Source organism: Leisingera sp. S232 (genome assembly GCF_049800895.1).
Classification (GTDB): Bacteria; Pseudomonadota; Alphaproteobacteria; order Rhodobacterales; family Rhodobacteraceae; genus Leisingera.
In genome coordinates this window covers 56,232-75,685 of sequence record NZ_JBNAFX010000009.1, presented here as the reverse complement: position 1 = coordinate 75,685, position 19,454 = coordinate 56,232, and the positions used below count along the sequence as shown (strand labels likewise).

General features: G+C 60.2%; 17 protein-coding genes and 1 pseudogene. 8 read left to right on the top strand and 10 right to left on the bottom strand.

Features of this window, described 5'->3' with window-relative positions; translation table 11 throughout:
* Positions 1 to 52 precede the first annotated feature (52 nt).
* Positions 53 to 1,561, bottom strand: coding sequence for a choline-sulfatase (betC, locus tag ACP151_RS08560; protein ID WP_424978468.1), 1,509 nt, complete (start codon positions 1,559 to 1,561; stop codon positions 53 to 55).
* Positions 1,562 to 1,685: 124 nt separating this feature from the next.
* Positions 1,686 to 2,894, bottom strand: a complete 1,209-nt coding sequence (locus ACP151_RS08555; protein ID WP_424978467.1) for a BCCT family transporter — start codon at positions 2,892 to 2,894, stop codon at positions 1,686 to 1,688.
* A 159-nt stretch (positions 2,895 to 3,053) separates the two neighbouring features.
* Between ACP151_RS08555 and betI the strand changes: the two genes are divergently transcribed.
* Entirely contained in the window at positions 3,054 to 3,629 is a 576-nt protein-coding gene (betI, locus tag ACP151_RS08550; protein WP_424978466.1) for a choline-binding transcriptional repressor BetI, read from the top strand.
* A gap of 96 nt (positions 3,630 to 3,725) precedes the next feature.
* Here betI and ACP151_RS08545 read toward each other — a convergent pair whose 3' ends face one another.
* Both ACP151_RS08545 and ACP151_RS08540 read right to left on the bottom strand, forming a co-directional pair.
* A complete protein-coding gene (locus ACP151_RS08545) occupies positions 3,726 to 4,646 on the bottom strand; it encodes a DMT family transporter (RefSeq protein WP_424978465.1) in 921 nt (306 codons plus the stop codon).
* Positions 4,647 to 4,790: 144 nt separating this feature from the next.
* A complete protein-coding gene (locus ACP151_RS08540) occupies positions 4,791 to 5,393 on the bottom strand; it encodes a LysE/ArgO family amino acid transporter (protein WP_424978464.1) in 603 nt (200 codons plus the stop codon).
* 89 nt (positions 5,394 to 5,482) lie between these two features.
* On the opposite strand from ACP151_RS08540, the gene ACP151_RS08535 reads away from it, so the two are divergent.
* The 6 genes and pseudogenes from ACP151_RS08535 to ACP151_RS08510 all read left to right on the top strand — a co-directional run bounded on the left by ACP151_RS08535 (position 5,483) and on the right by ACP151_RS08510 (position 11,347).
* A complete protein-coding gene (locus ACP151_RS08535) occupies positions 5,483 to 6,370 on the top strand; it encodes a LysR family transcriptional regulator ArgP (protein ID WP_424978463.1) in 888 nt (295 codons plus the stop codon).
* 21 nt (positions 6,371 to 6,391) lie between these two features.
* A complete protein-coding gene (locus tag ACP151_RS08530; RefSeq protein WP_424978462.1) occupies positions 6,392 to 7,084 on the top strand; it encodes a nitroreductase family protein in 693 nt (230 codons plus the stop codon).
* A gap of 13 nt (positions 7,085 to 7,097) precedes the next feature.
* Positions 7,098 to 7,937: a hypothetical protein gene (locus ACP151_RS08525; protein WP_424978461.1), complete on the top strand. Its 840-nt coding sequence runs from the start codon at positions 7,098 to 7,100 to the stop codon at positions 7,935 to 7,937.
* An 82-nt stretch (positions 7,938 to 8,019) separates the two neighbouring features.
* Entirely contained in the window at positions 8,020 to 9,027 is a 1,008-nt protein-coding gene (locus ACP151_RS08520; protein ID WP_424978460.1) for a DUF1036 domain-containing protein, read from the top strand.
* Positions 9,028 to 9,199: 172 nt separating this feature from the next.
* Positions 9,200 to 9,822, top strand: a pseudogene (locus ACP151_RS08515) (transposase).
* Between the two features lie 358 nt (positions 9,823 to 10,180).
* Positions 10,181 to 11,347, top strand: coding sequence for a formylglycine-generating enzyme family protein (locus tag ACP151_RS08510; RefSeq protein WP_424978459.1), 1,167 nt, complete (start codon positions 10,181 to 10,183; stop codon positions 11,345 to 11,347).
* 141 nt (positions 11,348 to 11,488) lie between these two features.
* Here ACP151_RS08510 and ACP151_RS08505 read toward each other — a convergent pair whose 3' ends face one another.
* The gene (locus tag ACP151_RS08505) at positions 11,489 to 12,229 is read right to left on the bottom strand and encodes a YebC/PmpR family DNA-binding transcriptional regulator (protein WP_424978493.1); all 741 of its coding nucleotides are present in this window, start codon (positions 12,227 to 12,229) and stop codon (positions 11,489 to 11,491) included.
* Positions 12,230 to 12,351: 122 nt separating this feature from the next.
* On the opposite strand from ACP151_RS08505, the gene ACP151_RS08500 reads away from it, so the two are divergent.
* Positions 12,352 to 14,127 (top strand): SLC13 family permease, encoded by a 1,776-nt coding sequence (locus ACP151_RS08500; protein WP_424978458.1) that lies wholly within the window; start codon positions 12,352 to 12,354, stop codon positions 14,125 to 14,127.
* A gap of 56 nt (positions 14,128 to 14,183) precedes the next feature.
* Here ACP151_RS08500 and ACP151_RS08495 read toward each other — a convergent pair whose 3' ends face one another.
* The 5 genes from ACP151_RS08495 to mgtE all read right to left on the bottom strand — a co-directional run bounded on the left by ACP151_RS08495 (position 14,184) and on the right by mgtE (position 19,331).
* Entirely contained in the window at positions 14,184 to 14,315 is a 132-nt protein-coding gene (locus tag ACP151_RS08495) for a hypothetical protein (RefSeq protein ID WP_424978457.1), read from the bottom strand.
* A 158-nt stretch (positions 14,316 to 14,473) separates the two neighbouring features.
* Complete coding sequence (locus tag ACP151_RS08490; RefSeq protein WP_424978456.1) at positions 14,474 to 16,252, bottom strand: SLC13 family permease; 1,779 nt, start codon at positions 16,250 to 16,252, stop codon at positions 14,474 to 14,476.
* A gap of 199 nt (positions 16,253 to 16,451) precedes the next feature.
* Entirely contained in the window at positions 16,452 to 17,264 is an 813-nt protein-coding gene (locus ACP151_RS08485) for a TIGR00282 family metallophosphoesterase (protein WP_424978455.1), read from the bottom strand.
* A 105-nt stretch (positions 17,265 to 17,369) separates the two neighbouring features.
* Positions 17,370 to 17,933, bottom strand: coding sequence for a 5-formyltetrahydrofolate cyclo-ligase (locus tag ACP151_RS08480; RefSeq protein WP_424978454.1), 564 nt, complete (start codon positions 17,931 to 17,933; stop codon positions 17,370 to 17,372).
* Between the two features lie 9 nt (positions 17,934 to 17,942).
* On the bottom strand, positions 17,943 to 19,331 hold the full coding sequence (mgtE, locus tag ACP151_RS08475) for a magnesium transporter (RefSeq protein ID WP_424978453.1): 1,389 nt from the start codon (positions 19,329 to 19,331) through the stop codon (positions 17,943 to 17,945).
* Between the last annotated feature and the right edge of the window lie 123 nt (positions 19,332 to 19,454).

Sequence of the window (19,454 nt, the reverse complement as noted above, 5' to 3'; positions counted from 1 at the left end):
CTCCGGCGGGGATATTTGGGGCCAGAAGAACTGGCGGGATCTTGGTTTTGGGTTATTCGCCACGGGGAAAGCGTTTGCTGTCCTCGAGGGTGTCGAGATTCATGTGGTTGCGCATGTAGCGCTCGGAAGCCTTTTGCAGCGGCTGGTAATCCCAGGGGAAATAGCCGCCCTGGCGCAGCGCCTCGTAGACGACCCAGCGGCGGGCCTGGCTGGCGCGCACCTCGGCATCAAAAGTCTCCAGGTTCCAGCGCGCCTCGGATTTGGCGCGCAAGGTGTTCAGCGTGCCGGCATGGGCCGGATCGTCTGCCAGGTTGTTCAGCTCGTGCGGGTCTGCTTGCAGATCAAACAGCTGATCGGGGTCCAGCGCGCAGCGGTTGTATTTCCACCTGCCATAGCGGAGCGACACCAGCGGCGCGTAGGACGCTTCGGCGGCGTATTCCATGGCCACGGGTTCGTTGCGTTCTGTCCCATTGGCCAGCGGCACCAGGCTCTGGCCGTCAGTCCAGGGGGCGATCTCAGCCATGTCAACACCGGCCAACGCGCCCAGCGTCGGGGTCACATCCAGCGTGGACACCGGGGTTTCAATGAGGCCTGCGGGCAGGTCCGGCGCCGAGATCATCAGCGGCACGCGGGCGGAGCCATCATAAAAGCTCATCTTGAACCACTGGCCGCGTTCGCCCAGCATGTCGCCGTGGTCGGAGACAAACAGGATGATCGCCTCCTGCCGCGTGGTTTCCAGCACATTCAGGATCTCGCCGATCTTGTCATCCAGGTAGGAGATATTGGCGAAATAGGCGCGGCGGGCGCGTTTGATGTCTTCTTCTTTGATATCAAAGCTGCGCCAGTCGTTGGCGTCAAAGATCCGCTGGGTGTGCGGGTCGTGGTCCTCGTAGTCCATGGCGGGAACTTCGGGCAGCAGCTGCGCGCAATCCTCGTAAAGATCCCAGTATTTGCGGCGCGCTACATAAGGGTCATGCGGATGGGTGAAGCTGACGGTCAGCGCCCAGGGGCGGTCGTCCAGCCCGCGCGACAGCTCATAGAGTTTGGCGGTGGCGTTGTAGGCCACCTCGTCGTCGTATTCCATCTGGTTGGAGGTTTCCGCCACCCCTGCCCCGGTGACGGACCCCATGTTGTGGTACCACCAGTCGATCCGCTCACCCGGCTTGCGGTAGTCCGGGGTCCAGCCGAAATCAGCCGGGTAGATGTCGGTGGTCAGCCGGTCCTCGAACCCATGCAGCTGGTCGGGGCCGACAAAATGCATCTTGCCCGAGAGGCAGGTGTAATAGCCCGCGCGGCGCAGGTGGTGGGCATAGGTCGGGATATCGCTGCGAAATTCGGCGGCGTTGTCATAGACGCCGGTGCGCGAGGGCAGCTGACCGGACATGAAGGAAGCGCGGCCAGGGGCACAGAGCGGCGACGCGGTATAGGCGTTTTTAAAGCGGGCGGAACGCTCCGCCAGTTTTTTCAGGTTCGGAGCATGCAGCCATTCGGCGGGGCCGTCCGGGAAAAATGTCCCATTCAACTGGTCGACCATCAGGATCAGGATATTCGGGGCACTCATCGCGGACCTCCCAAGTATTGGCAATGCTTTGCAAAGGCCCCTGGCAGGCCCGAAGGCTCTGCCAGGTAGTTGACGGCTGGTCCCCGCATTTGGGGAAACTTGGGGGCCAGCCGGGAGACCGCCCTTAATGGGCTGTCTTGATCTTGTTGAAGTCGAGCGTGTTTTCCTCAGGCGAGGCATCGATGCTCATCACTTCGCTGCGCTTGAACAGCACGATGTAGGCTAAGCATGCCAGGTAGAGGCCGATCACCGCGGTGCCGATCCACTCGATCTTCAGCCAGTCGGACTTGAACGCCCAGGTCAGGCCAAAGAGCACAACCGCGTTGCCCAGCACATAAGGCAAGGTACCGAAACGCTTGGCGGTCAGGTTCAGGTTGTCGGTGTAAAGCCGGATCAGCGAGTCAAAGGAGTTGACCACGAAGATGATGCCCACCACCAGCATGGAGACATTGATCATCAGTGTCAGCTCGATGCTGTTCAGGTGGTAGTAATAAAGGACCGAGAACCACAGGCCCAGCGGGATCGACGGGAAGATCAGCAGTGCTGCCAGCACCTGCCAGGTCTTCAGACCACCGACAAAGCGCGAAGTGAACTGGCCAATCATGATCGACCATGCGAACCACCAGAAAAGGTAGAATTCGTGATAGTCGGTCAGCGGCAAGATGAATTTATGGATATTCGCGAAATAGCCGCCGATGTTGGATGCTGTGGCCGCGAACTCGCCCAGCCCCATACCGGCATAGGCCCACATGCCGAAGATCAGTGCCAGAAACAGCGCGGTGGAGCCCACCGACAAGATCCGGACGTATTTGATATCTGTGGAGGAAAAGGCCGCAAACAGGATCACCAGGAAGACAATGACAAAGAATTCCGGGATTACATTTTCGCCGTCACCCATGAAGGTGGCGTAATAGGGCAGATAGTTCAGGAACAGAGCGCCAGTGAAGGCACAGGTGCCGATGATGACGATGTTGTTGATCCATTTCACCAGCGGGATTTCAAAGAACTTCACCCGCGGCTCCACCACGCAGAAATAGAAAGTGGTGAGGAAGTAGAAGCCCCAGATCAGGAACCCCCAGAAGCCGAATTCCAGCGCCAGCGGGTTGGTGAAACCATAGGCAGGCTCTGCTGCGGTATCGGCATAAAGCGGGAAGTCCCAGGCCAGCGGGAACATGATCAGCCCCACGTCCAGACCGGAGGTGAACAGAATTGCGATGAAGGTGAAAAGGTGAACCGGGGTCACGCCGACGTTGCGGACGTTCCACCACTTGATCACGCAGAATACCACCAGCGCAAAGGCCAGCAGAATCCCGAACGAGATGATTGCAGTCATATGTCCCTCCCATTTCCGGGCGGTTTCCGCCCTTAGACATGGATGGAAGGCATACCACAGCGGACTGAAGCGCCAAACAGTTTTTTAAATACTCATTCAAGTTTTCATTTCAACCTAACAACAGTTGAAACAACGGCCCATTTACAGCACAACTAATTCATGAGCAGGAAACGCATCCGGGACATCCGCAACGAAGAGCTGATCGAAGCCACCATCGTGGCCGTGCACAAGCGCGGCTACGGCGTTGTAACCATGGCGGAAATCGCACAGGAGGCCGGAGCATCCGCAGCCTCGATCAACTACTATTTCGGCTCCAAGGAAGGGCTGATGGAAGCCACAATGCTGCATCTTTTGGCCAAGCTGCGGCGCGCCATGAGCGCAGGCTACGCCACTGCGCGCACACCGCGTGAAAGGCTCTATGCAGTGATGGATGCGAACTTTGCCGACGGGCTTTTCACTGTCCCGCAATGCAGCATCTGGATGCAGTTCTGGGCAAATGCACCGTATTCACAGCGTCTCAGCCGGCTGCATCGAATCAATCGGGCGCGCGTGCGCAGCCATGTTCTGGCCGAGCTGCGGGCATTGTTGCCGGCTGACCAGGTAGAGACCGCGCGACAGGCGCTGCAGTGCTATATGGACGGGGTTTGGCTGCAGGCGGCGCAATCGGAAGACGTGCTGAACCCGGAAAACGCCCGCGCCGCAGCGCACCGGGTGGTCGATCTGGTCATTCCCTGAATGCCCACCACCAAGACGGCGGATGGTGAAACAGTCTTGTTTGCTGCGCGCTGCCTATTGTGGCTGCCCATTTGGACCTGTGCAAATTCCGCCTGATCAGGCCCCTGCAGTGGGGGCTGAGGATGAAAGAGTTTTCCGTTTGATCATCGCTTCGCGCCAGGCGATGAAGCTGACAGCCGCAAGGATCAGCCCGCCGCCCGACATCACCCAGATGTCCGCCGGCTCGCCAAAGGCCAGTGCCCCCAAGAGCGTCGCCCATAGCAGCTGCAGAAAGGTCACCGGCTGGGTGACAGCAACCGGCGCAGCGGCAAAGGCCAGGGTCATTGTGTAATGGCCGGCGGTGGCAAAGCAGGCCACGCCGAACAGGATTGCAACCTCGGTCAGGGTCGGCGTCACCCAGACTGCAAAAGCAAAAGGCGCCAGCCCGATGGTGACAAAAATTGACAGCATCCCGACCACCACTGCCGGGCTGTTGCTGCCGACGGTGAATTTGGCGATCAGATAGGAGGCTCCAAAGGAAATTGCGGTGAACAGCATAGCGATATGGCCTGGAGAGACCTCGCGGAAGCCGGGCCGCAGGATGATCAGCGCACCGATGAGAGCAACAGCGATGGCGGAGATGCGCCGGAATGCCAGTTTCTCACCCAGGAACAGTGCTGCGCCCAGAGTGACATAGACCGGCGCCAGATAGTTCATCGCCGTGACCTCTGCCAGCGGGATCTGGGTCATGGCATAAAACCACAGGATCACCCCGGCGGTGTGCACCGCACCGCGGCCGGCAAACAGCGCCCACAGCCGCGGCGTCAGATGCGCCCTGCGCAGGGCGCCCGCCATCGGGATCAGAAACACCAGGCCGAGGAGATAGCGCAAAAACGCGCTTTCGGCCGGTGGGATGCGGGTGCCCAGCGACTTAACAAGCGCCGTCACAGCAACAAAACAGAGGCCGGTCACGACCATCCAGAACACGCCCTTCAAGGGGCTTTGTGCTTGCGGGATGGGGGCGGCGGTCTGGCTCATCGGTTGACATCAACACCCGTTCGGGCGGCGGCGCAAGACTTCACATGTGAATTATTTCTGCGGGAGGCAGCAATAACTGCTCCGTGTGGGCAGAATGCTCCGGCTGAATGGCCTTGATGCGGGTGACATCCGACTCCAGCGGTCTCACATCAGAAGGAGTTTTGCGGCAATGGCCCACATGGTGAGACCAACCAGGGCATCCAGCATTTGCCAGGCCCGCGGACGGGCAAACACCGGTGCCAGCAGGCTTGCGCCGTAGCCCAGCGTGAAGAAGAAAGCAAAGCTGGCGATAACCGCGCCGACAGCAAAGATCAGCGGGTCCGGGTATTGAGCTGAAATCGACCCCAGGAGCACCACAGTGTCGAGGTAAACATGGGGATTAAGCCAGGTGAGCGCCAGCACGGTCGCCAGGACCGGGAGCAGAGCGCCCCCTGCTCCGTCCTGCGCGGCTTCCAGCGTTTCTCCGCCCCGCCACGCGCTGCGCAGAGCCCGAGTGCCGTACCACAGCAGGAAAGCTGCGCCGCCCCAGCGCATCGCCTGTTCGAACCAAGGCAGCGCCAGTGCCAGAGAGCCGAAGCCAAAAACACCCGCGGTGATCAGAACAGCGTCCGAACCCGCACAGGTCAGGCAGATCCAGAACACATGCTGGCGCCGCAGCCCCTGGCGCAGAACAAAGGCATTTTGGGCGCCAATCGCCATGATCAGGCTCAGGCCCAGGGCAAATCCGGCAATCAGGCTGGGGGGCATCTGTGTCTCCATCGTTGAGCTGGGGTTTGACTAACGCCCGTCCGAACATTAATCCAGTTAAAGAGGCTAAAGTCAGATTAGAGTTTCTAATGAAGATCGACCCCAGCCAGCTCGCCGCGCTCAGCGCTGTTTTGCAATTCGGCACCTTCGAGGCAGCCGCCCATTCCTTGCGGGTGACCTCTTCTGCTGTTTCGCAGCGGATCAAGGCCCTGGAGGACCGCATTGGCACTGCACTGGTGCTGCGCGGATCGCCTTGCACCGGCACGGCGGCCGGTCTCAGGATAGCCAAACATGCAGAGGACATCGGCCTGTTGGAGGCGCAACTGGCGCGGGAACTGGCACTGGACGCGGATAACGGGCCGGTCAGGCTGCGGATCGCCGTCAATGCAGACAGTCTGGCAAGCTGGTTCATTGATGCGATGGCAGCCGTCGACGGCGTGCTGTTTGACCTGCTGGTGGATGATCAGGACCACAGTGCCGAATGGCTGAAGCGGGGGGAAGTATCTGCTGCGGTCACGGCCAGTTCAAAACCGGTCACAGGGTTTGACGCCTATCCGCTGGGCACGCTGGATTATGCGGCAACCGCCAGTCCGGGCTTTATGCTGCGCTGGTTCCCGGACGGGGTGACAGCAGAAACCGCAGCCCGCGCGCCCTGTCTGATTTTCAACAACAAAGACAACCTCCAAAGGCACTGGCTGGAGCGGAACGTCGCGCCGGGGCTGGCGCCGCCTGCGCATTTCCTGCCCTCGACACAGGCGTTTATAGATGCCGCCGCTGCAGGCCTGGGATGGGGAATGAACCCGCTCAGGATGGTAGAGGCAGACCTGCGCTGCGGCAAGTTGGTGCCGCTGATCCCCGACACCACGCTGCCTGTGCCGCTCACCTGGCAAGTGGCGCGGGTCATGGCGCCGGCTCTTGCCGAAGTGACCCGCGCCGTGCAGAAATCGGCGAGACAATATTTGACGCAAAACCGTTGACCCTATTTGGAAAGGCTCCGCATGTTCGCCAAAGAAACCCTGAGTTATGATCCGCTCCCCCTGCCTGACCGGGCAGAATTCACAGATGCGCAAATGCAGGAAAAAACTGCTGAATTTCTGGCGCATATGCAACAGCGACACACAGTGCGGGACTTTACCGCTCAGCCGGTGCCGCGCGCGGTTATCGAAAACTGCATCCGCGCCGCAGGCACCGCACCATCGGGCGCCAATCACCAGCCCTGGTTCTTCGCCGCAATCTCCAGCCCGGCACTGAAAGCGCAGATCCGGGAGGAGGCCGAAGCGGAAGAGCGCCGTTTCTATGCAGGTGGTGCCAGTGATGAATGGATCAAGGCGCTGGAGCCCATCGGCACCAATGCCGAGAAGCCGCATCTGACAACGGCGCCCTGGCTGATCGTGGTCTTCGCCCAGCGCTGGGGCGAGTTTGACGACGGCAGCCGCTACAAGAACTACTATGTTCCGGAAAGCGTGAACATTGCCACCGGTGTGCTGCTGACGGCGCTGCATACGGCGGGGTTGTGCAGCCTGACCCACACACCGAACCCGATGAAGTTCCTGAACGGTGCCTTGGGCCGGCCGGATTCGGAAAAGCCGACAATGATCATCGCCGTTGGCCATCCGGCAGCAGAAGCCACCGTTCCAGCGGTTGCCAAGCTGAAAAAACCGCTGGAGCAGATTTGCCAGGTTTTTGAATGACGTTGACCAGAGGATGACGCGCGGCACGGCCTCTCTGCGCAGCAGCCTGGTGCTGCGAGTGCTGATGCCGCGGGCGGCTGTTCTGCTGGGATGGCTGGCGCTTGCTCACTGGATCAGGCTGCCGGTGCCGCTGGTCATTGTGCTGATTGCCGCAGACGGGGTGTTCCTGTTGTGGCAGGCGCGAACCTTTCTGCACAGTGCCGATGCCCATATCCAAAGCACCGGAGCCATGGCGCCGGTCTGGGGAGGCTATTTGCTGCTGCTATTTGCAGGGCTTGGCGGGTTGGCACTGTGGTGGGATGCCTTTCTGATTGCCCGCGCCGAAGAACAGCCGGCCTATGCCGAACAGCAGCGACAAGAGCGTGAGGCGCTTTACAGCCTGTCCGTTTCCGGGGATGGCCGGGTACTGACTTTTGACGGCGAAATCACTTTTGGCCTGACGCAGCGGCTGCGGCAGCTGGCGGCTGATCACCCCGGCATCGTGCAGGCTGAGCTTTCCGGTCCCGGCGGATTGATTGCCGAGGCGCGCGGCGCCGCACAGCTGATCCGCAGGCAGGGTTGGGACACTCGCGCAAACGGGCTGTGCGCCTCTGCCTGCACATTGATGTTTGCCGCCGGGCAAAAGCGCACATTGGCACCGGAGGGGCAGCTTGGCTTTCACAGCTATACCCTGCTGTTCACCAGCGCCTTGCCGCAGGTGGATCTGAAGACGGAACAGGAAAAGGACCGGGCCTTCCTGCTGGAACAAGGCGTAGAGGCAGAGTTCACTGACCGGATTTTTGCGGTAGCGCACACTGGCCTGTGGCTGCCGAGCCGGGCTGAACTGCAGGACGGCGGTGTCCTCCGCAAATAGGCGGAAAGGTCGGTGCCTGCGGGTTTTTCTTGTCCGGCTCTGCATTCCCCCCTAGCGTTTCACATATCAACCGGGGGATTTGATGAAACACTATATTTTGGCCGCGGCCCTGGGGCTGGCTGCATCGCCGGCGCTGGCAGGACTGGAAATCTGCAACAATGCAGGACACAGCCTGAGCCTGGCCATCGGCTATTCCAGCGAGGGCGAATGGGTATCCGAAGGCTGGTGGAACATTCCCGCCGCAGAATGCAAGACACTGGTGAGCGGCGATCTGAAGAAGCGGTATTACTACTACCGCGCCAACGCATCAGGCGAAGCATTTGCCAGCGGGGATTACAGTTTTTGCACAACAACGCAGGTTTTCACGATCCATGGCGACAGCAATTGCGGCGCGCGCGGGTATGACACGCAAGGTTTCCGCAAGCTGGATACCGGGGAAACGGCGACGCATTTCACCCTTACCTTGAATGCAGCCGGCAGCAATCCGGCCCCTGCCACACAGACGCCCGCGGCACCATCCGGCAGCACACCCGGCACCTACGGCGAGCCTTACACCGACAATGTCATCCTGCAGGAATGTCACTCGGAAGGGGGCCGCGAGTGCAGTTTCCACGCCGGCGGGACCAAATTCTTTGTCCGCGATGACGGGCGGACGCCACAGTTTGTTTTCTCCGTCATGGAGGCGTTGGACATTGGCACCCCGCTCACGGTGGAAGGGGATCTGGAAGCCATCTACGACCGCACTGCCGATGTGGTTCTGCGTGATGTCACGGTGCGTCCCTGGACACAGCATGATGGGCTTTTGGGCAAGCTGCAGGGGCATTGGTATGCGGAAGACGATCCCAACGCCCAGTTCACCGTGCTGGGGGCCGAGCGGGAAAACACATATGACGGGGCCTACTCCGGGCGCGATTACCTGTCCGTCTCCGAATGGTGCCGCGATTTTGAAGGCGGCGGCCCGTACCTCTATGCCCGCGAGGAGGAAACCGGGGAGGATTATTGCTATGTGATCGACTACGTCGACCACCTGGAGCTGGTGCTGATGTATCTGCCGCGCGGCAATATCCTGCGCTATCGCAAGCTGGACTGACCGCAAGGGGCTCTGCCCCTCGGCCTGCGGCCTCACCCCGGGGTATTTGCCTCCAGAAAGAAGCCGAACAGAAAAGATGGGATAATTAGGGCTGCTCCGCTGCGCTGAGGAGGGTGACAGTTCGGCAGAAATGCGAGCAGGCTCCTGATGACCACATCAAGGAGGTATAGTCATGGATCTGTTTGTTGGCTTGGACGTATCGCTTCGCTCGACCAGCGTTTGCATCCTGGATAGCGCAGGGAAACTGATCAAAGAAGCGAAGGTGGAAAGTGAACCAGCTTCAATCGCAGCACTGCTTTAGAAAGTTGCTGGCCGATACCGGCGTGTTGGCCTCGAAGCTGGCCCGCTGTCCCAATGGCTTTACAGCGGCTTTGCTGCGGCAGGCTATCCTGTGATATGCGTCGAGGCACAGCACATGCTGGCCGCTCTTTCGGCTCGCTGGTTGCCCTTACATTCCGCACTGGCGTAGACGAGGCGGCCCGTTTCCGGCGCTCCCGGGCCGTTCCCGCTCACTTTGGCTTAACGCCAGCACGCTATCAATCCGGCGAAATTGATCACGGACGCGGCATTTCAAAGTGTGGTGATGCCAATGTCCGGCGGGCACTGGTGGAGGCTGCTGGCGCGCTCATGCGGCGGAACACCAAAAGCTCCCGACTGAAGGCTTGGGGGCGATCGATTACGAAGCGCAGAGGGCAGCTCAGGGCTCTTGTTGCCGTTGCCCGGCGCCTGGCCATCATTCTACACCGGATGTGGACTGACAAAACCGAATTCCGCTGGCGGGCACAAACCGCCTGATACAGCACGCCAGAATTCGCGCTGAACGCGCGGATTGATGTCCCGTGCAGGGACGGGTGGGCAGGCAATCCCGGGGCGGGGTTGAACGCGGCTTCAGCCGCAGTCCGTAGGAAAGATTGGGATGCCTTTCCTTCCGCCCCCATCATGGAGCGGCCCCGTGCCGACTTCGAAAAGAAGCAAGACCCTTGCCGGGATAGATCATCATGGCAGGCGTTTATGCCTGATAAGCAGCCCCTGGGCTATTGGCCGCTTTGAGCCCAAAACAACGATTGCTGCAAAGAATGTGAATGTCGGCTTTGAAGCACACGCCAATTTTCATATGTTTAGAGAAACCTAACCAGATTATTTGGAAGAATTGATGTTTAATCCACTTGGCCTATCGGGCCTGCTATCTTTTTTGATGATTGGGGTCGTTGCATCTGCAGAAGAAGTTTACGTCACCGCGAACGGCGAAAGGGTGAACACCCTCGACGTATTTCAAGACTGTGATGTTTGCCCTGAGATGATAGTTCTACCGCTCGGTGAGTTCCAAATGGGTTCAACTGTGCAAGAGGCGAATGCTGCGCAGATACGCGCCTATAAAAGCACGAACCGCGACCCATCTGACTACGAATTGAAGCTCAGACAGTCCTTTTCCAACCTTGGCATCGATCCAGATCGACCTGAAGAGGGGCTAAGACAATATTATGCAAGTGGAAACGTCGTCCAACAGGATGACCCCCAGTATTCTGTCAATCCGTTTCTACACGAAGTGCCCCCCCATAAGGTTACAATCGATCTGCCAATCGCAATGGGACGCAACGAAGTGACGCGCGAAGATTGGGCCGCCTGCGTTGAAGATGGTGGCTGCGAAAAGGGCCAAAAGGACCTCCCACGCACTAAGTATATTTCGTGTGACAAAGCCTTCGATTGTGTTCCAAACCCAGATACACGGGTCAGGTTTCGCCTTCCAAAAGGACCACATGCAACCCATCCACGCAGCCCAATGACTGGCATGACCTACTATGAGATGAATGACTACACGTCTTGGCTCAACAAAAAGGTGGGGGCAAATGTCTACAGGGTTCCGACTGAAGCGGAATGGGAATACGCTGCACGCGCCGGCACAACAACGAGGTATGCGCAAGGCGACACTCTGACGTTAGAACAGGCAAATTATATGATTTACCGCATCGAAGTTGTGGATGGTGAACGCGTATGGAAACATGATTTTGGAAGTGCCAGGGAACTTTTGCCGGTAGACAATTTCGATGCGGCAAATGATTGGGGACTACGACACATGTCCGGTAACGCCGGTGAATTCACAAGTTCCTGCGGAGAAGGACCGCATCGCGGCTTAGAAACGTCCAGTCAATACTTGGCAGTAGATGCAGACCGCCCAGATTGTAAGCGTTCGATAAAGGGGGGTGCGTATGCCGGGCAGGTAGAGTTAGCTAGACCCGCCCGACGCGTTGCAATTTCAAGTGATTACTGGGCGCCAGCGGTGGGGTTTCGCGTTGTCCGCGATTTGACCCCGGAGCAATAAAGCTGCCGTTGGAGATGTTCGTTGTGGAGTCAGCTTTGTCCGCGAAGCAGGCATAGGAGATCATTCCGCTTGACCTAACCGGCCTAAATAGAAAAGGCCCGCCTTAGCTGCGGGCCTTTCCGGTTGATCACAGGCCCTGGATCAGAGCTGCGCCATGACCTCGTCGGAGGCTTCAAAATTGGTGGTGACGCGCTGCACGTCGTCATCGTCTTCCAGAGCATCCACCAGTTTCATCAGCTTCTGCATGCCTTCCAGGTCCAGCTCGGTGGTGGTGCTGGGTTTCCAGACCAGCTTGGTCGACTCAGACTCGCCCAGCTCAGCCTCCAGCGCATTCGACACGTCGTTGAGGTCGGTGTCAGCGCAATAGATGATGTGGCCGTCCTCGGAGCTTTCGACATCCTCGGCGCCGGCCTCAATGGCGGCCATCATCACTGTGTCGGCGTCGCCCACGGCGGCCGGGTAGCTGACTTCGCCCTTGCGCTCGAACATGAAGCCGACCGAACCGGTCTCGCCCAGGTTGCCGCCGTTCTTGGAGAAGGTGGAGCGCACGTTGGAGGCGGTGCGGTTCTTGTTGTCGGTCATTGTCTCGACGATCACCGCGACGCCGTTGGGGCCATAGCCTTCATAGCGGATTTCGTCATAGTTTTCGGCGTCGCCGCCGATGGCCTTCTTGATTGCGCGTTCGATCACATCCTTGGGGACGGATTGGCTCTTGGCCTCTTTCACGGCCAGGCGCAGGCGCGGGTTCTTGTCGGGATCGGGGTCGCCCATCTTGGCGGCCACGGTGATCTCCTTGGCCAGCTTGGAAAACAGTTTTGACCGCGCCGCGTCCTGACGGCCTTTGCGGTGCTGAATGTTAGCCCATTTTGAATGGCCTGCCATGGTGCATCCTTGCTGCTGAATTTCTGAATTAGCGCTCATATAGCCTTGGGAAGCGCCGGCTTTCAAGCGCCCCTGCCCCGCTTTGCCCTTGTTCCTCGGGGTTTCGGGGATAAGCTGGCGCCATGACATATGATCAAGCCGTTTTATTTGCGTTGTTTGCCGCCGTGTTTGCCCTGCTTTTGTGGGGGCGTTTCCGCTACGATCTGGTGGCATTTGCCGCGCTGATGGCGGGGGTGGTGCTGGGGGTTGTGCCTGCGGGAGAAGCGTTTGCGGGGTTCGGCCATCCGGCGACGCTGGTGGTGGCACTGGTGCTGATCGTCTCTGCCGGGCTGGTGCGTTCAGGGGCTGTGTTCCTGATCACCCGCACGCTGGTGGACAGCGCCCGGGGCCTTGGCGGCCATATCGCGCTGATGGGCGGCGTCGGGGCTGTGCTGTCGGCCTTCATGAATAATGTGGCGGCCCTGGCCTTGCTGATGCCGGTGGATATTCAGACCGCGCGCAAGGCGGGCCGCGCGCCGGGGCTGAGCCTGATGCCATTGTCCTTTGCCACCATTCTTGGTGGCATGGCGACGCTGATCGGCACGCCCCCCAACATCATCATTGCCGCCATCCGCGGCGAGACGCTGGGCGAGCCGTTCAAGATGTTCGATTTCGCCCCGGTCGGCGGGATTGCGGCGCTGGCGGGGCTTGCCTTTGTCGCGCTGGCCGGCTGGCGCCTGATCCCGGCGCGGGAGAATGCTGCGGGGGCGTCGGAGGCGCAGCTTGCCCCTTATATTGCTGAACTGACAGTGGGCGAAGGGTCCGAATTGACCGGCAAGCGCCTGGGTGAACTGGATGAGGAAGCCGAGAAAGCGGATGTCGCTATTCTGGGCCTGATTCGCGACGGCAAGCGGCGTTACGGTCGTTCTGCTGCGGCCCTGCTGCGTGCCGGCGACACGCTGGTGATCGAGGCGGAACCGGAGGCGCTGGATGAATTCCGCAGCGCGCTGAAGCTGGAATTTGCTGATGCGGCGCGGACCGAAAAGCTGACGGCCGCCGGTGAAGGGCTGGAGCTGACAGAGCTGGTGGTGCCGGAGACCGCCCGCATCCGCGGCCGCAGTGCGCAATCCATCGGACTGGCCTGGCGCCAGAGCGCGGTATTGCTGGGGATTTCCCGACAAGGCACCCGGATCACCCGCCACATCCGCCAGACCGAAGTCGAGGCGGGAGACATCCTGCTGCTGCTGTCACCGCGCGGGCGCAGCGCCGATGTGGCGGACTGGCTGGGCTGCCTGCCGCTGGCCGAACGCGGGCTGTCTGTCACCGCCAATGACAAGACCTGGGCAGCCATCGGCCTGTTTGCCGCCGCCGTGCTGGCGGCGTCGCTGGGGCTGATCTATTTGCCGGTGGCGCTTGGCCTGGTGGCCATTGGCTATGTGCTGCTGAAGATCCTGCCAGTGGCCGAAATCTACGACCATGTGGAATGGCCGGTGGTGGTTCTCTTGGGGTCCATGATCCCGCTGGGCGCAGCGCTGGACAGTTCCGGCGGCACGGCGCTGATTGCCAATACCCTGACCGGGTTGACCGCAGGTTTGCCGGCCTGGGCGGTGCTGACCGTTCTGATGGTGGTCACCATGACCCTGTCGGATGTGCTGAACAACACGGCCACCGCCATTGTTGCGGCCCCTGTCGGCATCCAGATGGCAGAGACCCTGGGTGTTTCTCCGGATCCGTTCCTGATGGCCGTGGCGGTCGCGGCCTCAGCCGCCTTCCTGACGCCGATCGGTCACAAGAACAACACGCTGGTACTGGGTCCGGGCGGCTACCGGTTCGGCGACTACTGGCGCATGGGCCTGCCCTTGGAGGTGCTGATCATCGCTGTGTCCATCCCATCCATTCTGGTGTTCTGGCCCTTGTAGCGGGCGCAGGGCAACGGGCGCCGGAAAACTTTGGCAAAAAGATTTGGCAAATTCCCTTACAGGGATTTTGCCGCAGCAGCGTTTTCTGCTGGGCGCTGGACTTCGCGCTCTGCCCAGGCTTGCGACATCAGTGCAATCGCCGAAGAACCTGCCAGAATGGCGATCAGGAACGCTTTTTTGAAATCCATTTTCTTCACCCTTAAAACCTCTCCCGGTTCTATTTGGGCATTGGATTAATAACTTCACGTAAACGGCGCATGACATGGCGGAATTTTGCCGCCCACTCGCCGCCCACCCACCGACAACCTGCCAGACAATCTGGCGACCACCCGGCCTGCCGCGGCTGTCAGAGTGGCCAGAAGAAAGGAATGATGAGCGACGCGACCATGCCGACCGTCAGGTTCAGCGGGATGCCCACCCGCAGGAAATCGGTGAATTTATAGCCGCCGGGGCCGTACACCAGCGTATTGGTCTGATAACCGATCGGGGTGGCAAAAGACGCTGACGCAGCCACCATCACCGCCACCACCAGCGGGCGCGGATCCACCCCCATTGCCTGAGCCAGGCCTATGGCAATCGGTGTCACCACCACGGCGACGGCATTGTTGGAGACCAGCTCTGTCAGCACCGACGTCAAGAGGTAGACTGCCCAGACCAGCAGGAAGGGCGGCAGCATCGACAGGCCCGGGGCAATGGCGTTGACAATCAGGCTGACGGCGCCCGAGCTTTCCAGCGCCGCACCGATGGCCAGCATGGAAAAGATCAGAGCCAGCAGCTGCCCTTCGACAAAGGAAAAAGCCTCATCGGCGTCGATACAGCGGGTGACAAAAACCAGGGAAACCATCAGCAGTGACAGCATCAGGATCGGCGCAACGCCAAAGGCGGCCAGCAGTACGATGCCGAGCAGAGCGGCAACCGCAATCGGCGCATGGCTGCGGCGGTAGGCGCGCTGGGTCGGCTGAGACACATCAGCCAAGTCCATATCCGCCGCCAGCCGCTGGATATCCGCAGGCGCGCCCTCCAGCAGCAGCGTGTCGCCGACCCGCACCACCAGATCATCCAGCTGCACGCCAATATTCTGATTCCGCCGGTGCACAGCCAGCGTGTAAACACCATAGCGGCGGCGCAGGCGCATCGCGCCCAGGCTGCGGCCGACCATGCGGCAGCCGGGGGTAATCAGCACCTCGACCGTTTCGGTTTCCACTGCCGAAACCTGGTCGACCCGCTTCAGTTCCTTGTTTGTCTGCAGGCTGAGAAGCTCTGTCATCCGGGTCCGCAGAACCACCCGGTCACCGACTTGCAGCTCCACACCCTGCAGGTTGCGGCGCAACGAAGCGTCGCCGCGGATCACATCGATAAGCCGCACGCCCGGACGCTTGAACAGCTGCACACCGGTCACTTCGCGCCCGATCAGGTTGCTTTCAGGTGGAATCACGGCCTCGGTGAAGAATTTCATCTTCGACTTGTCGCTGAGCAGCATCGCCATGCTGTCACGGGCAGGCAGCAGGCGCGGCGCGATGAACCGCAGATAGATCATACCATAGACGACCAGGATCAGGCCCAGCGGCGTCACCTCGAAAATTGTGAACGGGTCCAAGCCCTGTGCCCGCGCGACACCATCCACCAAGAGATTGGTCGACGTGCCGATCAGCGTCAGTGTCCCGCCCAGAATCGCCGCATAGCTTAGCGGGATCAGCATCTTGGACGCCGGAACATCGAGCGTGCGGGCGATCTGGATGAAGACCGGGATCATCACAACCACCACTGGCGTGTTGGACACCACGGCGGATGCGGCGACCACAAAGCCCATGAGAAGGGCAACCGCGAGCTTCGGGTTCACTTCGGCCTGCTTCTTGGCGATCTGGGTAAACGCATCCAGCGCGCCTGTGCGCACCAGGGCGCCCATGATGATGAACATCGCCGCGATGGTCCAGGGCGCCGGGTTGGACAGCACCGGCAGCGCTTCATCATAGGGCAGAACGCCGGTTGCCAGCATTGCCGCAACACCGGTGAGCGCCACCACTTCGGTTGGATAGGTCTCTCGCAGAAACGCCACAAACATGGCCAGGACAATCACAAGCGCCAGGATCGCGCTGCCGGTGTCACCAAACTGGAAGTACTGCATAAACCGTGACTTTGCCCATTCTGTTAAGGTCGGAGTCAACGCTCCGCCATCGCGCAGTGTCCCTGAAACCCCAGGGCTGAGCAAGGATCTTCGAAAGCCTGCAGGTCATAAGGCACTGAAAAGGTGTTTTTCCGGAAAACACCCTCCCCCGGGGGTATTTCTCCCGCTGCTGGCAATTTGCCGGAACGGCAGAACTGGTTCAGACGCCTGCGTCCTGCAGCAACCCACCGTTGCGCACCATGCGAATCTGCTTGGCCGCCCCGGTGCGGTCATCGGTTTCGACAAAGACGCCGGACAGGGTTGCCTCACCATCTGCCGGAGAGAACCGTGCCTTTGGCATGCCAGTCAGGAAACGCCGCATCGGTTCGGCCTTATCCATGCCAATGACCGAATTGTAATCCCCGCACATGCCCGCATCAGTCAGATAGCCGGTCCCCTCAGAAAGGATCTGCGCATCTGCTGTCGGCACATGGGTATGGGTGCCGACAACCAGCGAGGCACGGCCATTGCAGAAATGCCCCATCGCCATCTTCTCGGAAGTGGCTTCGCAATGGACATCAACAATGATCGCCTGTGCCAGCCCGCCGCGTGGGTGCGCTTTCAGCACTGCCTCCACGGCGCCAAAAGGATCATCAAAGGCGCGTTTCATGAACACCTGCCCCAGCACCTGAACCACCAGCACTTTGCGCCCGCCCGGCGCTTGGAACAGGCGGAAGCCGCGCCCCGGTGCGCCCTTGGCAAAATTCAGGGGCCGGATGATGCGCTGCTCTTTCTCGATGAATTGCAGCATGTCCTTTTGATCGAAAGCGTGATCGCCCAGCGTCAGGCAATCGACGCCCGCATCCAGCATCAGCTTGGCGTGCTCGCCGCTCAGCCCCATGCCGTTGGAGGCATTTTCGCCGTTCACCACAACAAAATCGAGCCGCCACTCATCACGCAGCCGCGGCAGGGTTTCGGTGATAGCACGGCGCCCGGCGCGGCCCATCACATCGCCTAGAAACAGAATTCGCATTCCGGCGTGGTACGCCGTTGCCGGGCTCAGGACAAGAGGTGCATTGGCAGAGCTGAACTTTTCAAAAGTTTTGCCAGGATTTTTCCAAATCCAGCCAGTGCTGCGTCAACGGCTGAACTGCAGGATGCGGCTTTCCGTCACCATCATGTCGAGCGGCTGGTCTGTTGGCTCCAGCGGCAGGTCTTCAGCCTCCTGCGCATCAAATGCAAACCCAATCGCCAGGGTGGCACGCTTGCCGCGCAACAGCTCCAAAGTACGGTCATAGAAACCGCCGCCGTAGCCCAGCCGTCCACCCTTGGCATCAAAGGCAACCAGCGGCACCACAACGATTTCCGGCTCAAAGAAGTCATCCACTTCTGGAACCCGGGCGCCAAATGGCCCGTCGCGCATCGCGCCTTCGGGCTGCCAGCGGCTGAACTTGAGAGGCATCCCCTCGCCCATGATCACCGGCACACCCACAGGGCCATATGCAGCGGCCTCTGCCATCACGGGCAGCGGATCGATTTCGGTGCGGATCGGCATGTATCCCGCCAGCGGCACCCCGCGGTAGCCTGCCAGCACTTCGGCCAAATGACCCGCAACGCCGGGCAGGTTGCGGCCATGCGCTTCCTTACGGCGGGCAAAGGCGGCCTTGCGGGCAACGGCCTTGATTTCAGTCAGATCCGTCATGGCAGTCTCCTAAAGCATGAGGGCGGCAGCAAGGCCAAGGAAAGCGAAAAAGCCGACCACATCGGTCACAGTTGTCACGAAAGCACCCGAAGCCAGCGCCGGGTCAATTCCGGTTTTTTCAAGTAGAACCGGGATCACTGTCCCTGCCAGCCCCGCCACGACCAGATTGACCACCATAGCGACAGCGATCACCACCCCCAGTATCGGCGAGCCGAACCATGCAAGGCCCACCAGCCCCATGACAATGGCAAAGATAACCCCGTTCACCAGCCCCACCAGCACCTCGCGGCGGATCACTCGCCAGACGTTGGAGCCGGTCAGGTCGCGGGTGGCAATGGCACGCACGGCAACGGTCAGCGACTGAGTGCCCGCATTGCCCCCCATCGAGGCAACAATCGGCATAAGAACCGCCAGCGCCACAATTTGGGAAATTGCCGCCTCGAATTGCGCAATCACCAGCGAGGCCAGCACCGCTGTGATCAGATTCACCGCCAGCCAGGGGAAACGGCGTTTGGTGGTGTCGATCACCCGGTCAGCCAGAGAGCTTTCCTCGCCCACACCGGCCAGGCGCAGGATGTCTTCCTCGTGTTCCTCATCCAGCACGATCATTGCATCGTCGATGGTGATCACACCGGCCAGCCGCCCTTCTTCATCAACCACCGGCGCCGAGATCAGGTGGTACTGGTTGAAGGCATAGGCCACGTCTTCCTCGTCCTGATCGGCGGGGATGACCTGAAAGCTGTCTTCGACCAGATCGGTCAGCGGCACATCCCGCTTGGCGCCCATGATCCGGCCCAGGGTGACATTGCCCACCGGATGCAGACGCGGATCAACCAGAACAACGTGATAGAATTGATCCGGAAGTTCGTATGAGTTGCGCATGAAATCAATGGCTTGCCCAACGTTCCAATGCTCTGGCGCCATTACGACCTCGCGCTGCATCAAGCGGCCGGCCGAGTTTTCCGGGTATCTCAGAGAATGCTCGACCGCGACCCGGTCGGCATCCTCCAGCGCGTCCAGAATGGCTTCTTGCTGCGGCACTTCCAGGTCTTCCAGAAGGTCGACAACATCGTCGCTTTCCAGCTCCCGGACCGCATCAGCCAGCACCAGAGGATTGAGCGTCTCAATAACCTCCTCGCGGATGCTCTCATCCAGTTCCGACAGAATTTCACCATCGAATTCTCGGTCGTAGAGGCGGATCAGTCTGACACGGTCCTCGGAACTGATCTGTTCCAGAAGGTCGGCAATATCCGCGGCGTGCAGGTCTTCCAGCAGCGCCGTCAAGGATGGCTGATCCCCCTGCTCGACGGCCTCCAGAACCTGCGCGACCATCTTGCGGTCAAGGTCATAGGCATCTTCCAGAGGCTGATCACTGGAGATATTGTCACCGCTGCTCATCTGATGCCCCCCGTTTTCTTCACTTTTGCGTACAAAGTAGAAGACGCCGTCCCCGGAAAACAATGCCGGTGCCGCAATTTACCCGCGCCTCTTCGGCGGGTATCTTGCGTGAGGCCATTTTGC

Coding starts and splice junctions, on each gene's coding strand:
- betC (WP_424978468.1), bottom strand. CDS start 1,561: ATGAGTGCCCCGAATATCCTGATCCTGATGGTCGACCAGTTGAATGGG.
- ACP151_RS08555 (WP_424978467.1), bottom strand. CDS start 2,894: ATGACTGCAATCATCTCGTTCGGGATTCTGCTGGCCTTTGCGCTGGTG.
- betI (WP_424978466.1), top strand. CDS start 3,054: ATGAGCAGGAAACGCATCCGGGACATCCGCAACGAAGAGCTGATCGAA.
- ACP151_RS08545 (WP_424978465.1), bottom strand. CDS start 4,646: ATGAGCCAGACCGCCGCCCCCATCCCGCAAGCACAAAGCCCCTTGAAG.
- ACP151_RS08540 (WP_424978464.1), bottom strand. CDS start 5,393: ATGCCCCCCAGCCTGATTGCCGGATTTGCCCTGGGCCTGAGCCTGATC.
- ACP151_RS08535 (WP_424978463.1), top strand. CDS start 5,483: ATGAAGATCGACCCCAGCCAGCTCGCCGCGCTCAGCGCTGTTTTGCAA.
- ACP151_RS08530 (WP_424978462.1), top strand. CDS start 6,392: ATGTTCGCCAAAGAAACCCTGAGTTATGATCCGCTCCCCCTGCCTGAC.
- ACP151_RS08525 (WP_424978461.1), top strand. CDS start 7,098: ATGACGCGCGGCACGGCCTCTCTGCGCAGCAGCCTGGTGCTGCGAGTG.
- ACP151_RS08520 (WP_424978460.1), top strand. CDS start 8,020: ATGAAACACTATATTTTGGCCGCGGCCCTGGGGCTGGCTGCATCGCCG.
- ACP151_RS08510 (WP_424978459.1), top strand. CDS start 10,181: ATGTTTAATCCACTTGGCCTATCGGGCCTGCTATCTTTTTTGATGATT.
- ACP151_RS08505 (WP_424978493.1), bottom strand. CDS start 12,229: ATGGCAGGCCATTCAAAATGGGCTAACATTCAGCACCGCAAAGGCCGT.
- ACP151_RS08500 (WP_424978458.1), top strand. CDS start 12,352: ATGACATATGATCAAGCCGTTTTATTTGCGTTGTTTGCCGCCGTGTTT.
- ACP151_RS08495 (WP_424978457.1), bottom strand. CDS start 14,315: ATGGATTTCAAAAAAGCGTTCCTGATCGCCATTCTGGCAGGTTCTTCG.
- ACP151_RS08490 (WP_424978456.1), bottom strand. CDS start 16,252: ATGCAGTACTTCCAGTTTGGTGACACCGGCAGCGCGATCCTGGCGCTT.
- ACP151_RS08485 (WP_424978455.1), bottom strand. CDS start 17,264: ATGCGAATTCTGTTTCTAGGCGATGTGATGGGCCGCGCCGGGCGCCGT.
- ACP151_RS08480 (WP_424978454.1), bottom strand. CDS start 17,933: ATGACGGATCTGACTGAAATCAAGGCCGTTGCCCGCAAGGCCGCCTTT.
- mgtE (WP_424978453.1), bottom strand. CDS start 19,331: ATGAGCAGCGGTGACAATATCTCCAGTGATCAGCCTCTGGAAGATGCC.